Annotated in this window: 9 protein-coding genes; 5 read left to right on the plus strand and 4 right to left on the minus strand. The window is 66.7% G+C overall.

What is annotated here, in order from left to right:
- The first annotated feature begins 333 nt into the window (after nt 1-333).
- Nucleotides 334-2,421: a tetratricopeptide repeat protein gene (locus tag XI02_RS03765; protein WP_172648942.1), complete on the plus strand. Its 2,088-nt coding sequence runs from the start codon at nt 334-336 to the stop codon at nt 2,419-2,421.
- 7 nt (nt 2,422-2,428) lie between these two features.
- Here XI02_RS03765 and XI02_RS03770 read toward each other — a convergent pair whose 3' ends face one another.
- Nucleotides 2,429-4,159, minus strand: a complete 1,731-nt coding sequence (locus tag XI02_RS03770) for an ATP-dependent Clp protease adaptor ClpS (protein WP_172645854.1) — start codon at nt 4,157-4,159, stop codon at nt 2,429-2,431.
- 314 nt (nt 4,160-4,473) lie between these two features.
- On the opposite strand from XI02_RS03770, the gene XI02_RS03775 reads away from it, so the two are divergent.
- The 4 genes from XI02_RS03775 (at nt 4,474) to XI02_RS03790 (ending at nt 9,907) form a co-directional block, all read left to right on the plus strand.
- Entirely contained in the window at nt 4,474-6,816 is a 2,343-nt protein-coding gene (locus tag XI02_RS03775) for a mechanosensitive ion channel family protein (RefSeq protein WP_172645853.1), read from the plus strand.
- Between the two features lie 320 nt (nt 6,817-7,136).
- Nucleotides 7,137-8,237 carry an LLM class flavin-dependent oxidoreductase gene (locus tag XI02_RS03780; protein WP_018269514.1) on the plus strand — a complete coding sequence of 367 codons (1,101 nt, stop codon included), beginning with the start codon at nt 7,137-7,139 and terminating at the stop codon, nt 8,235-8,237.
- Between the two features lie 155 nt (nt 8,238-8,392).
- Nucleotides 8,393-8,947, plus strand: a complete 555-nt coding sequence (locus XI02_RS03785; RefSeq protein ID WP_016847112.1) for a flavin reductase family protein — start codon at nt 8,393-8,395, stop codon at nt 8,945-8,947.
- A gap of 204 nt (nt 8,948-9,151) precedes the next feature.
- Nucleotides 9,152-9,907, plus strand: coding sequence for an SDR family oxidoreductase (locus tag XI02_RS03790; RefSeq protein WP_172645852.1), 756 nt, complete (start codon nt 9,152-9,154; stop codon nt 9,905-9,907).
- A 9-nt stretch (nt 9,908-9,916) separates the two neighbouring features.
- On the opposite strand, the gene XI02_RS03795 is transcribed toward XI02_RS03790, so the two are convergent.
- From XI02_RS03795 to XI02_RS03805, 3 genes are all read right to left on the minus strand, one after another.
- Nucleotides 9,917-10,321 carry a hypothetical protein gene (locus tag XI02_RS03795; RefSeq protein WP_172645851.1) on the minus strand — a complete coding sequence of 135 codons (405 nt, stop codon included), beginning with the start codon at nt 10,319-10,321 and terminating at the stop codon, nt 9,917-9,919.
- The gene (locus tag XI02_RS03800) at nt 10,321-11,904 is read right to left on the minus strand and encodes a hypothetical protein (protein ID WP_244980833.1); all 1,584 of its coding nucleotides are present in this window, start codon (nt 11,902-11,904) and stop codon (nt 10,321-10,323) included. The genes XI02_RS03795 and XI02_RS03800 overlap by 1 nt, the downstream gene beginning before the upstream one ends.
- A gap of 83 nt (nt 11,905-11,987) precedes the next feature.
- Complete coding sequence (locus tag XI02_RS03805) at nt 11,988-13,853, minus strand: sigma-54-dependent Fis family transcriptional regulator (protein WP_172645850.1); 1,866 nt, start codon at nt 13,851-13,853, stop codon at nt 11,988-11,990.
- Nucleotides 13,854-13,878 lie beyond the last annotated feature (25 nt).

The following is a 13,878-nucleotide window of genomic DNA, read 5'->3' on the forward strand; positions in this document are numbered from 1 at the left end:
TCATATGTTACATGATGCGATGGCCGTCAAGGGGGCGATGGCGGCTATCATCGCTGCTGGTCGCACTCTTACCTCCCCTTGAAAAGGGGAGGTCGCTTTGCTCGACAGAGCAAAGCGGGTGGGGATCTGCTCTATCCACTTGCAGCGTCGTCTGCCGCTGACCCCCATCCCGACCTTCCCCCTTTCAGGGGGAAGGAGAAGATCAAGGGACCTGCACCCGGGCTTTGATTGTTCAACCGAGATTCGCGTGCCGGATTTGACGCCGCCGCCCGTTTAATCCGCATCGGGGTGTTTGGCAGGGGCGGTATCGTGGGCAGCGTGGCGGTCGATCGGATGTTGCGGGATGCGGTGGCGCATTACGGCGCGGGCCGCGCGGCGGAGGCCGGCACGCTGTGCGGCGACATCCTCACCGCCGATCCAGACCATGTTTCGGCGCTGCATCTGTCCGCGGTCATCGCCTTCGTGACCGATCGTGCCGCGGACGGCGCGCTGCTGCTGAACCGGGTCTTCAACCTCGATCCGGATCATGCACCGGCCTTCGCCACGCTCGGCGATGCGCTCGCCGTGAAGGGCGAGCACGAAGGTGCGGCGGCGGCGTTTGAGCGCGGCGTGATGCTGCGGCCGCAGGATGCCGGCCTGCACATCAAGCTCGGCGTCGCATTGTGCGATCTGTCGCGTTTCGACGAGGCCGAGACCGCGTTCCGCCGCGCGATCGCGCTCGATGGTGGCCTGACGCGGGCGCGGTTCAACCTCGCCGTCGCGCTGGCCGGGCAGCAGCGGCCGGTCGAGGCGGAGCAGGCCTATCGCGAGGTGATCGCCCGCGATCCGGTCTACCACGGCGTTTGGCTGAACCTTGGCAATGTGCTGAGCGATCAGAAAAGGCACGAAGCGGCCGCCACGGCCTATCGCCGCGGACTTGCCGCGGATCCCGACAATGCCGGACTGCATTGCGGTCTTGGCGCGGCGCTCTATCGCCAGGGCTTGCTGGCGGACGCAACACAGCATTATCGCCGCGCGATCGCACTCGATCCCGACAACATCGCTCCGCAGCGCCTGCTGGCCATGGTGCTGCACGAGGCGGGCGAGCGCGAGGAGGCAGTGCGCATGTATCGGCAGGTCTCGGCCCGCGACCCGTCCGATCACGTCATCCTCAACAATCTCGGCGCCTGCCTGTTCGAGCTCGGACAGGTCGACGACGCCATCGCCTGCGCCGAGCTCGCGCTGGCGCTGAAGCCGGACTACGCCGCCGCGCACACCAATCTCGGGATCATCTTCGAGGCGCAGAACCTGGTCGAGGCCGCGGTCGCCGCGCATCGGCGCGCCATCGAGCTCGAGCCGCTCTATGCCAAGGGCCACGCCAACCTCGCGGTCGCGCTGCGCAATGCCGGCGAGATCGATGCGGCGCTGGTGGCCTCGCGCCGGGCGATCGCACTCGATCCCGAACAGCCGCTGGCGCATTACAACCACGCGCATTTCCTGCTGATGAACGGCGAGTTCGAGGAAGGCTTTGAGGAGTATCAGTGGCGCCGCAAGACCAGGATGCTCAGCGACGGCGATCCCGTGTTCGACGAGCCGGAATGGCAGGGCGAGCCGCTCGCCGGACGTACGCTGCTGTTGTTCGCCGAATACGGGCTCGGCGACGCCATCAATTTCGTCCGTTATGTGCCGATGTTGGCGGGCGGTGGCGGCCGGATCGTTCTGCAGGTGCAGCCGGCGCTGGTCGCGCTGCTGCGGCCGATACTGCCCGATGTCGCGGTGTTCGCGCGCGGCGAGCCGCTGCCACCGTTCGATCTGCAACTGCCGCTGCTGAGCCTGCCGCGGATCTTCCGCACCACTGTCGAGACCATTCCCGCAGCGACATCCTATCTGCGGGCGGACGCCGGCAAGCTCGCGCGCTGGCGCGAGGCGCTCGCCGGGGTGACCGCGCTGAAGGTCGGCGCGGTCTGGGCCGGCAATCCCAGGCACAAGGGCGACCGCCAGCGCTCGCTGCCGGCGGACGCCGTGCTGCCGCGGCTGGTCACATCAGGCGTGCAGCTCTACAGCCTGCAGAAGGAGCCGCGGCCGGACGATGCTCCCGTGCTGCGGGGCCTTGGTGCCGGCATCGTCGACCTCGCGCCGATGCTCGGCGACTTCGCCGACACCGCGGCGGCCGTCTGTGCACTCGATCTCGTCATCGCCGTCGACACCTCGGTGGCGCATCTCGCCGGCGCACTCGGCCGCCCGGTCTGGATGCTGTGTCCCTATGCGCTCGACTGGCGCTGGCTGCGCGACCGCGCCGACACGCCCTGGTATCCGACCATGCGGCTGTTCCGCCAGGACAAGCCGCAGGCCTGGGACCGCGTGCTGACGCGGATATCGGACGAACTCGCGCGTGCCTCGGCCGGCGAGCCCGCGCTGCTACTGCCGGCAGCGGCGAAGTGATCGGCCATCACCCCGCACTCATCCCCTGCGCGCCGCCGAGCAGCTTCACGTTGAGCCGGCCGCCGTCGAACAGCATCTCGTTCAGCGCCCCGTCGATGTCGTCAGCGGTGACATCCTGGCCTCCCTCGCGGGCGATGCTGGCCTGCGCGATGCGGCGCATCAGCTCCTTGATGAAGGCGGCGCTGACGCCGGCGGTGCGCTGCACCGCTTCGTCGACGATCGGCTGCTCCAGCGGCAGGCCCTTGCCGTACAGCCGGATCAGCTTGCTGCGTCCGGTCTCGTCGGGCAGCGGCACCTCGATCGCCTGGTCAATGCGGCCGGGCCGGCCGGCCAGCGCGCTCTCGAGCTCTTCGGGACGGTTGGAGGTCAGCACGAACAGGATGTCGCAATCCTCCTTCAGGCCGTCCATCTCGTTAAGCAGCTTGTTGAGCAGGGATTCCTCGCACGGTCCGCCCATGTCCTCGCGGTCGCGTGCGATCAGATCGACGTCCTCGATCACGACCATGGTGGGCTGCAGCAGCCGCGCGAGGTTCATATAGGCGCCGAGCAGCCCGACCTGCTCGGCGGTGATGATCAGCGTGGTGTGATCCGGCAGGTTGGTGGCGAGATAGCGAATGGCGTGGGTCTTGCCGGTGCCGGGCGGGCCGTAGAGCAGGATGCCTTTGCGGGTCGACTGGCCGAGCCCGCGCAGCAGATCGCGGCTTTCGACAAAACCGAGCACGTTGCGGTCGAGCAGCCGCAGCGTCCGGTCCGGCAGAATTACGTCATCGCGGGCGACCGTCGGCAGGCGATGCACGGTCAGTCCACGCGAACGTCCGCGATAATTGGCGCCATCCTCCAGCGACAGGATCTTGCCGCGATAGGATCGCGCCGCATGCACGGCGGCCTCCAACTCGGCGAAAGTGCGCTGCACGAAAGCATTGCCGGTCGCGCCGGCGGGCAACGCCAGCTCGATTCGCAGCGACGGCTCGTGATTATATTCGCGATGGAACGTCAGCAGCACGGCGTAGCGCAGTTCGCCGGTTCGGCACAGCCATAGTCCATTGGCGAGGCATTTCACCGGCTCGGCCTCGCCGATATCGACGTCGCGATATTGCGGCGGCGCGATCGCCGGTGCATTGCGGCCGGCCTTCATCAGCGCCGCGAAGTCGAGCGTCTCGTAGCGATATTCTTCATGGATGCCGAAGAAATGGATTGGATCGGTGAACAGCTTGTCGATCGCGACCTGAACGTCGGCGCGCATGTGGCCCGGAAACTGTCGCGCCCGTGTCACGATCAGGTTGCGCGGAACGCCGGCGAAATGCCAGTCGAGCGCAACGTAAGCGGACCGAAACGTCTCGCCCGGCAATTCTTCCGAGCTGCGGCGTGCAGCGAGCAGGCAGTCGCTGCACAGCGACGCAGTCGTACCGGGGATCAGAATTTCCGTCACAGCCCTCGGGGCTTCGCAGAGATCGCAGGGGCGGCTGGCGTCGGCGGATTCGGTGGTGATCATCAATGGCTGGCCGTTGGAGCGGATCAGCCACTTCGCCGAGTTGAAGATTGCCCGCGCGACCGGTCCCGGATAGGGGCCGCACGGAATGGCGCCCTTGGCCTCGATCGAGGCAGCGGATGCGATGGCTTCCTGCTCGGATTTCCCGAACACCGTGCGCAACAAATCCTGGACGAATTCCAGCGGGGTTTCATCGTCGTCGTGAATGAAGAGCCGCACCGGACCGTCGTCGCTAAACACGTCGTGCATGAGACCCCCGAAACGCAATTGGGAACAAAAGAACAAAGTAAGAACATCACGGCCGCTCCTGCGCGTCAAGCGAAAGATTCTGCGGCCTCACCCCTGACGTGTAGTGAGCCGATCGGCCGGGAACGCGCACTGGAAGCGTAAACGCGGCTCAACGCCTGTGACGATTGTGTTGCGGCAAATGCCAAGAGATGGCCGTCACAACGGCAAACTTCCGACACACCATCGGGGCGAAAAGGAGTATCCGACATGGCGCGAGCGCGAGAGCAGATTCCTCCCAAGGGTTTGCGGTCGCGCAGTTATTTTATGAGGCCCTCGTGTCGCACAAACTTCGCCTTGCGCTGCTTCTCGTCGTCACCCTGTTCGTTTCTCCCGCGTTCGCGCAGCCGGCCGCCAAGCCGGCGCCGCCGCAACCCGTTACCAGCGACGCGCTGACGCCCGAGCAGGCCAAGCGCGCGCTCGACACGCTGCAGGACGACAAGAAGCGCGGCGAGATCATCAACACGCTGCGCGCCATCGCCAATGCCTCGCCGCAGGCGGCTGCCGCGGAGCCGGCGCCGGAGCAGCATTCGCCGATCCCGCTCACCGCCGACAGCCTCGGCGCACAGCTGTTGCTGATGGTGTCCGAGCAGGTCGGCGAGATGTCGCGCGAGGTCGCCGACGTCGCGCGCACGCTGACGCATTTCCCGGCGTTCTATTACTGGTTCGTGCGCACCGCCAACGATCCGGTCGCCTATGGCCTCTTGATCGATATCGCCTGGAAGCTGGCGCTGGTGTTCGGCTGCGCGCTGGCCGCCGAATGGGTGGTGTTCCGCCTGATCAAGCGGCCGGTCGCGTTCCTGGAAGCGCGGCTGCCGCAGACCGCACGCGTACCGGTGCAGACGCTCGCCAGCGTCGATCCGCCGTCGTCGGTTGCCGACGTCACGCCGGCGCCCGAGTTGCAGCGGCGCCGGCTCAGCCTGGCGCGGGCCTGGCAGTCGCTGGTCCGGCTGCCCTTCGTGCTCGGCCGCCTGCTGCTCGAATTGCTGCCGGTTGTCGTGTTCGGCGGCATCGCCACCGCGCTGCTCGGCACCGAGATCGGCGATCAATCGACCACGCGGCTCGTGATCCTGGCCGTCGTCAACGCCTATGTGTTCTCGCGCGTCTTGATCTGCGCGGTGCGCGCGCTGGCAGGGCCGTTCGGCCTGTTCCGCGTCCGTGCCGAGACCGCGGCCTATATCGAGATCTGGGCCCGGCGTATCGTCGCCGTCGGCGTCTCGGGCATCGCCTTTGCCAATGTCGCGCTGCTGCTCGGGCTGCATCGCGCCGGCTATGCCGCGCTGATCCGGCTCGTGATGCTGGTGGTGCATCTTTTCGTCGTCGTCATCATCCTGCAGTGCCGCCGCCAGGTCGCCGACGTCATCCGCGCGCCGGCCGATCGCACCGGGCTTGCGGCGCGAACGCGCAACCGTCTCGCGGCGCTCTGGCATGTGCTGGCGATTGCGCTCGACCTCGCGCTGTGGGCGGTGTGGGCGCTCAACATCCGCAACGGCTATTCGCTGCTGCTGCAATATTTCGTCGGCACCATTGCGGTGCTGCTGGTGACCCGCCTCGTCACCATGGTGGTGCTGAGCCTGATCGATCGCGGCTTCCGCATCAGCCCGGAGCTGATCCAGCGCTTCCCGGGGCTCGAGGCCCGCGCCAACCGCTATCTGCCGCTGCTGCGCAAGGTGGTCACGGCGGTGATCGCCTTCATTGGCTTCGTCGCGTTGCTCGAGGTCTGGGGCGTCGACGCCATCGTCTGGTTCTATGGCGGCCAGATCGGATCTCGCCTGATCTCGGCGCTGGTGACGATCGGGATTGCCGCGCTGGCCGCGGCCGTGATCTGGGAGGTCGCCAATGCGCTGATGGACCGGCAGATCGACACCCTGTCGCGCGAGGGGCATTACGCCCGCGCCGCGCGCCTGCGCACCTTCCAGCCGATGCTGCGCACCGCGCTGTTCTGCATGATCGTCGCGGTGGTCGGCCTCACCGCGCTCAGCGAGATCGGCGTCAATGTCGCGCCGCTGCTCGCCGGCGCCGGCATCGTCGGCATCGCGATCGGCTTCGGTTCGCAGAAGCTGGTGCAGGACCTCATCACCGGGCTGTTCCTCCTGATCGAGAACACCGTGCAGGTCGGCGACAACGTCACGGTGTCGGGCCTCTCGGGCGTGGTCGAGAACGTCTCGATCCGTACCATGCGGCTGCGCGCCGGCGACGGTTCGGTGCATGTGGTGCCGTTCAGCGCGGTGACGACGATCACCAACTCCAGTCGCGGTGCCGGCAACGCCGCGGTCAGCGTCAACGTCTCCTACAAGGAGGACACCGACCGCGCCGGCGAGGTGCTGAAGGACATCGTCGCCCAAATGCGCCAGGAGACGGCGTATCGCGCGTTCATTCGAGGCGACCTCGAATTGTGGGGCGTCGACAAGGTCGACGGCTCGGTCGTGACCATCGTCGGCCAGATCCGCTGCACCGATAGCGGCCGCTGGTCGGTGCAGCGCGAGTTCAACCGCCGCATGAAGCGGCGCTTCCAGGAGGAGGGCATCGAGATCGCCTCGATGGGCCAGACCATCCTGATGCAGCTTCCCCCACCCTCCGAGCCCGATACCAACGCCCAGCCGCGCCGCGCGGCGGGCTGATTCCTGACCCTCATCCTGAGGAGCCCGCATAGCGGGCGTCTCGAAGGATGTAGGCCACAGACGGGCCTCATGGTTCGAGACGCGCATTCGCGCTCCTCACCATGAGGGGCATTATCCGTCTCACGATTGCGACGCGTCTCGCGACCGTGAGACGGTCGCAGCGCTCCTGAACCCGCCGACCGGCCCCAGCCGGCCGAAAACCGGCTGTTCCCACCCATTCCCTGCGACTTCCTCCGCTGGCACAGCGCTTGCTGATCGTCATGCAATGCGCGGCAAGACGCATTGCATGACTGAACCCAACGCGAAGGAAGGAAACGCACATGGAGCTTGGCTACTTCACCATGCCCTCGCACCCGCCGGAGTGCGGATTGAAGGAGGGCCACGACTGGGACCTGCAGACGCTGCGCTGGCTCGACGAGCTCGGCTACCAGGAAGCCTGGATCGGCGAGCATCACACCGCGCCGTGGGAGCCGCACCCGTCGCCTGATCTGCTGGTGGCGCAGGCGCTGCTGCAGACCAAGAATCTGCGCATCGGGCCCGGCGGCTTCCTGCTGCCGTATCATCATCCCGCCGAACTCGCCAACCGCGTCGCGATGCTCGATCATCTCTCGAACGGGCGCCTCAACTTCGGCGTCGCGGCCTCGGGCCTGCCGAGCGACTGGGCGATGTTCAATGTCGACGGCATGTCGGGCCAGAACCGCGACATGACCCGCGAGGCGCTCGAGATCATCCTGAAGATGTGGTCCGAACCGGGGCCCTGGACGCACAAGGGCAAATATTGGACGGTGAGCAAGCCGGACACGATGTTCGACTTCCTCAAGCCGCACATCAAGCCGTTGCAGGGCCCGCATCCGCCGATCGGCGTCGCCGGCCTGTCGAAGAATTCGGACACGCTGAAGCTGGCCGGCGAGCGCGGCTTCATCCCGATGAGCCTCAACCTCAACCCGGCCTATGTCGGCAGCCACTGGGACTCGGTCGAGGCCGGCGCGGCCAAGACCGGCCGCAAGCCAAGCCGCAAGGACTGGCGGCTGGTGCGCGAGGTGTTCGTGGCGGATACCGACGAGGAGGCGTGGAAGCTCTCGACCGGCGACATGATGGGCCGGATGATGAGCGAGTACTTCCTGCCGCTGCTCGGCCATTTCGGCTTCAAGGACTATCTGAAGCACGCGCCCGACGTGCCCGACAGCGACGTCACCGTCGAATATTGCGCGCGCCGGAATTGGATCGTCGGCTCGCCCGCGACGGTCACCGAGAAGATCGAGAAGATCTACCGGGAGGTCGGCGGCTTCGGCGTCCTCTGCGTGTTCGGCTTCGACTACAAGCACAAGCCGGAAGCCTGGCGGCACTCGCTGGACCTGCTGAAGAACGAGGTGATGCCGCGACTCAAGCATCTCGGCGCCGAGTTCGAGAAGGCTGCATGACAGCTGCGCGGGGTGCGGGGCTTGCCTCGCACCCCGCCTCGCATATCTTGAACGGAGTGTTTTTACCGAAGCATGATCCGGACCCGGCGGGCCGCGTTAGCGCAAAGTGCGAAGCGGTTTTCCGGGCAAGATCATGCTCAAACAGGGCTTGCGGCATGACGGTCGACGCACAGAGTTTCAAGCAGGCGATGCGCCATTGCGCGGGCGCCGTCGCGCTGGTGACGGTCGGCTCGGAGACCGGGCAGCGCACCGGCCTGACCGTGACCTCGGCCTGCTCGCTGTCGGACAATCCGCCCTCGGTCCTGGTCTGCGTTAACCGTAACGCCAGCGCGCATCAGCGCATCCGCGAGGAGCGCCATTTCGTCATCAACTTCCTGAACGAGGACCACGCGCTGCTGGCGCTGACCTTCTCCGGCCAGAAGGGCGTCAACGGCGACGACCGTTTTGCGTTTGGGCGCTGGACCACCGGCGCCACCGGCGCCCCGGTGCTGGAGGATGCCGTCGCGGCGTTCGACTGCGTGCTGGCGCAGGAGCTCGAGACCAAGACCCATTCGATCTTCATCGGCGAGGTCCAGCACGTCCGCGCCGCGACCACGGTCGATCCGTTGATCTATCTGCGCAGCGGCTTCCAGAGCGTGCGCAACATCCATGATCCGGTCGAGCTCGGCGACCTCGACGCGCGGCGTGTCAGCTGGAACGAGTTTTCCTGAACGGTTGACGAACCGCACGTCAGCTCAAGTCAATCAGCACTGCTGACCGATCCCGATCAATTTGACGAACGCGCCGGAAGCGCGAGCGGCATGTTATAAGCGCTCGTCCATACGCCGATAAGTCGGCGCGGTCATCGCGCTTGACGGTAGCAACCGGAAAACAAGCGCGTCCCAGAATCTCTCGTCGTCGAAGGGAGGCCCACTATGAAGATCGTTGTGATCGGCGGTACCGGACTGATCGGCTCAAAGACCGTTGCCATTCTGCGCCAGCACGGCCATGACGTCGTCGCCGCCTCGCCGAAAAACGGCATCAATGCGATCACCGGCGAGGGGCTGAAGGAGGCGCTGGCCGGCGCGGCCGTCGTGATCGACCTCGCCAATTCGCCCTCGTTCGAGGACAAGGCGGTGATGGAATTCTTCGAGACCTCCGGCCGCAACCTGCTGGCGGCGGAGAAGCCGGCCGGCGTCAGGCACCATGTTGCGCTGTCGATCGTCGGCACCGACCGCACGCCCGAGAACGGTTACTTCCGCGCCAAGGTCGCGCAGGAGAAACTGATCGAAGCATCCGGGATTGCCTACACCATCATCCGCGCGACCCAGTTCATGGAATTCGTCGGCGCGATCGCCGATGCGAGCGCAGTCGGAAACACGGTCAGGCTCTCGCCCGGCCTGTTCCAGCCGATCGCGGCGGAGGACGTTTCCGCGCTCGTCGCCGATATCGCGCTCGAGCCGCCGCGCAACGGCATCGTCGAGATCGCAGGTCCCGACCGCGCGCCGTTCAACGAGATCGTGGCGCGCTACCTGAAGGCAAAAGGCGACCCGCGCGAGGTGGTCAAAGACCCTGACGCGCTCTACTGGGGTGGCCGGGTCGAGCAGCACTCGTTAGTGCCGCTCGGCGAGGCGCGCCTCGGCCGCATCGATCTGAACGAATGGCTGCGCCGCGCGCGGCCGGCGGCCTGACGGTATCAGCTATTTGAGCCACACCAGCAGCGGGACGGGCGCGCGTCCTTCGCAGGACAGCGTGCCCTCGTAATTGCGCGTCTTGCGGGCGCTGTAGGTACAGGGCGCGCCGTCCAGCACCAGCTCGGCGGTGACCTGCGAATCCGCACCCGTGATTTGCAGCTTGATCTCTCCGGCGCGTTCGTCCGGTCCGTCCTGCGTGCAGATGCCCACATGCTTCATCTTGAGAGGTCCGGAGAACTGCCTCGGCGCGCCCGGGGCGCTTTCGGTGAGATGTCCGGTCAGCTCCCATTCGCCGAGCACGCCGGCCTGGCCGAGGATCTCCATCGCGCCAGCCGGTGGCACCTGGCAAAGCGATAGCGCAACGGCGCCGAGCAGCACCGCTCCACCGTTGCGCCATGTCGCCCGTGGCATCACAGCTTGCTTCCGGTCGTCTGGCGCAATTCGATCAGCTCCGGCCGCGACAGATCGGCATCCGCGGTGAGCCGGGCAATCTGATCAGCGCATTCCCGGATCTTGGCCTGATCGCCGGCCGCCTTGGCGCTCTTGATCATGCCGAGATAAGTCGCCAGCCGGTTGGGCTCCTTCTTGAGCACGGCTTCATAGGCGGCGAGCGCCTCCCTGGCCATGCCGCGATCGAGCAGCATCGCGGCGTAGAGCTCTCGCGCCGGCGCCAGCGGTCCCGGCGTGACGGGATGTTTCTCGGTCTTGTCTTCCGCCTCCGCGGCGGCGTTCATCGCGCCGAGCGCCTCATCGTACTTGCCTTCCGCGTACAGCACCCAGGCGCTCGCGATCTGCTGCTGGATGTCGACGATGTTGGACCAGTAGGCGTCCTTGGCGTCCTTCAACTTGTCGCGCAGCTCGACCAGCTTGGCGACATCGGCCTTGGCGGCGGCCGGGTCGCCGGAGCGCGCAGCGCCGACCGCGCGGGCGAAATAGGTGATGGCGTCAGCATAGGCGTATTTGGTCGGATGCACTTCAAGCGCGGCGGCTCCCTTCCAATCGCCGCGTTCGAAGACATAGCGGGCCTGGCTTGCCGCCACCGCGAAGGGGCCTGCGAACCGGTCGAGCTTGAACTGGAGCTTGCCGAGCTCGTCGATCACCGCACGCGCCTCCTTGTCCTGGCCCAGCTGCAGATAGGCATAGACCAGATAGTCCATCGCGTGCGCCTGGTCCTGCTGCTCACCGTCTTCCTTGGCGATGCGCGCGGATTCCTTGTTCGAGGCGATCGACTCCTTCCAGTAGCCGACGCGCGTGAAGATGTGCGACGGCATGTGCTGGGCATGCGGCGCGTGTTCGGCGATCTTGGCATAGCGCATCGCCGCGGGAAGGCCTTTCGCCGCGAGCGCCGGATAGTCGTAGAGATGGATCAGATAGTGGGCGATGCCGGGGTGCTCGGGCTGGCGCTTGAAGATCGGTTCGAGCAGCGCCGCGCCCTTCAGCTGGTTGGCGTAGGTCTTGTCGCCCGGCGAGGCCGCGACGTTGAGCGTGATCGCATAGGCGATCTGCGCCTCGTCATCGTCGGCATAGTGCGTCGCGACCTGCTCTTCGGCCGCGAGGAATCGCTGCACGCGGGTGCGGTGATCGACCTTGTCGTAGTCGACATACATCGCCGCGATCGCATCGATGTATTCCCGCTCGCGCGGGGTGCCGGCATTCAGCGCCTGACCTTTTTTCGCAGCCGCAAGGCCGAGCGGAAGGTTTTCCGGCGGCGGCGGCGCGTGCGGATTGTAGAGATAGCTGAGCGCGATGCCCCAATAGGCGATGGCGCATTGCGGGTCCGCCTCCAGCACCTCCTCGAAGGTGCGCCGCGACGCGCTGTACCAGAACGAATGCTGATACAGCATGGCGCGATCGAACAGCTCCTGCGCTTCAGGCTTGCAGGATGTTGCAAAATGGACTTTGCCCAATCGTTGCTCAGTAGAATCCGAGGCGGCAGGCTGCGAAATGGTCGCGGCAATGAGGCCAACGACCACAGCGAGGGGAAACCGTGTCATGGGACCCGCTCCGTGGCGCTGAAGGCGAAAGCCGTATGATATCACCTTTCCCGTACCGCCGGAACAGCGGGAGCCGTTCTGGTCTAGCTGTCCAGCGCGATCCCTAACGCCTTGATCTTCCGGTACAACGTCGCGCGGCTGAGCCCGAGCGCCCTGGCTGCGTTCGTCACTCTTCCGTCATTGGCGCGCAATGCATCGACGATCGCGGTGCGCTCGCGCGTTGTGTGATCGGCCTCCGCACCGCGTGCGCCGAACGGCGGCAGATCGAGATCCGCTTCGGTGATGACGGCGTCCTCCGCGGTGGCGCCGGCGAGCCGCAGCACGTGGCGAAGCTGGCGCATGTTGCCGGGGAACGGATAGGCCATCAGCTGCGCCCAGGCGTCGGCCGCGATGCGGCAGTGCGGTGCTTCCTCGTCGGCGATCTGCGCGATGACGTCCTTGCGGTCGGTGCGCTCGCGCAACGCGGGCAGGCGGATCTCCATGCCGCGCAGCCGGTAATACAGATCGGAGCGGAAGCTGCCGTCCTCCGCCATCCGCGCCAGATCACGGTGCGTGGCGCTGATCAGGCGGATGTCGACGGCGACAGGCTTCAGCGCGCCGAGCGGCCAGACCTCGCGGTTTTCCAGCACGCGGAGCAGTCGGGTCTGCAGCGAAAGCGGCATGTCGCCGATCTCGTCGAGGAACAGCGTGCCGCCGGAGGCCTGCACGATCAGCCCCTTCGATCCCTCGCGCCGCGCGCCGGTGAAGGCGCCGGCCTCGTAGCCGAACAGCTCGGCATCGATCAGGCTCTCCGGCATCGCCGCGCAGTTCAGCGCGACATAGTTGCGGCCGGCGCGGTTGCTCGCGGCATGGATGGCGCGCGCGAACACGTCCTTGCCGGCGCCGGTCTCGCCATGCAGCAGGATCGGCAGATCGAGATTGCCGACCGTCATCAGCCGCTTCACGCCCTTGATCAGCACGGGATCGCGGCCCGCCAGCCTGTGCAACCCGGAAAACTGTCCGGCCGGTTTTTCGCGCGGCGGCGTGGATGGTGGACGCGGCGATCGGGTCCGCACCGGCGGCGCCAGATGGCCGCGGCCCCACGGCGTGCCGTCGGCGCGGCGCAGCGCGACCTGCTCGTCCGCGGCCCGCGTCGCGCGATCGTCGAGTTGAACGAGATGCGACAGGTCGATGCCGTCCTCGATCATCGCATCGCTCAGGCCGAACGCGGCGCGCGCCGTGCGGCAGGCGCCGACGACACGGCGGTCGTCGTCATAGGCCAGCATGCCGTGCCCGTCGCCGGGCAGCATCGCGATCCAGGAGGCCCGGTAGCGCCGGCGGAAGAACGACTGCTCGATCCGCCGCGTCGCCTCGGTGGTGACGGCGAGCGCCAGTTCATGCGCGCTGCGGCCGAGGTCGCTGCGGCACGAGGTGATGTTGACGGCGCCGGCGAGCCGCCCGGCATGATCGAACAGCGGCGACACCGCGCAGGTGAACATGTGCCACTGCTCGCGGAAATGCTCGTCACCATGCACCAGGATCGGCCGCTGCTCGGCGAGCGCGGTGCCGAGCCCGTTGGTGCCCTCGAACGTCTCGGCGAAGTTCGAGCCGGTGTAGATCTTCCACTCCAGGAACATCCGCGCGTAATCGCCCCCGGGCAGCCGGCTCACCAGCATGGTGGCGTTGGGATCGGCGAGGTTGACGCAGTAGCCGGAGTCGTGGAGCACGCGGGCGAGGTCCTCGAGCTCGGGGATCGCGACCTGGATCAAATCCTCCATCGGCTCGGCGAGGTGCCTGACCTCGGCCTCGGTCAGGGTCTGCGGCGGCCCGCGCCGGGCCGGATCGAGGTTGTGATTGACGAGGCAGCGCCGCCAGGACGCGGCAATCCGCGTCTCGGTGTCGACGCCGGCCACCTGGTTGGCCGCCGACAGAACACGGGCGACGTGATTTGAGGCCGAAAGATTGGCCATCCAGAGGTCTCCACCCCTAATTTTC

The sequence above is a fragment of the Bradyrhizobium sp. CCBAU 21365 genome (assembly GCF_015291305.1).
GTDB lineage: Bacteria > Pseudomonadota > Alphaproteobacteria > Rhizobiales > Xanthobacteraceae > Bradyrhizobium > Bradyrhizobium elkanii.

What these genes read in the sequence shown, in the direction of transcription:
- XI02_RS03785 (WP_016847112.1), top strand. Translation starts at nt 8,393, where the DNA reads ATGACGGTCGACGCACAGAGTTTCAAGCAGGCGATGCGCCATTGCGCG.
- XI02_RS03765 (WP_172648942.1), top strand. Translation starts at nt 334, where the DNA reads ATGTTGCGGGATGCGGTGGCGCATTACGGCGCGGGCCGCGCGGCGGAG.
- XI02_RS03790 (WP_172645852.1), top strand. Translation starts at nt 9,152, where the DNA reads ATGAAGATCGTTGTGATCGGCGGTACCGGACTGATCGGCTCAAAGACC.
- XI02_RS03795 (WP_172645851.1), bottom strand. Translation starts at nt 10,321, where the DNA reads ATGCCACGGGCGACATGGCGCAACGGTGGAGCGGTGCTGCTCGGCGCC.
- XI02_RS03800 (WP_244980833.1), bottom strand. Translation starts at nt 11,904, where the DNA reads ATGACACGGTTTCCCCTCGCTGTGGTCGTTGGCCTCATTGCCGCGACC.
- XI02_RS03780 (WP_018269514.1), top strand. Translation starts at nt 7,137, where the DNA reads ATGGAGCTTGGCTACTTCACCATGCCCTCGCACCCGCCGGAGTGCGGA.
- XI02_RS03770 (WP_172645854.1), bottom strand. Translation starts at nt 4,159, where the DNA reads ATGCACGACGTGTTTAGCGACGACGGTCCGGTGCGGCTCTTCATTCAC.
- XI02_RS03805 (WP_172645850.1), bottom strand. Translation starts at nt 13,853, where the DNA reads ATGGCCAATCTTTCGGCCTCAAATCACGTCGCCCGTGTTCTGTCGGCG.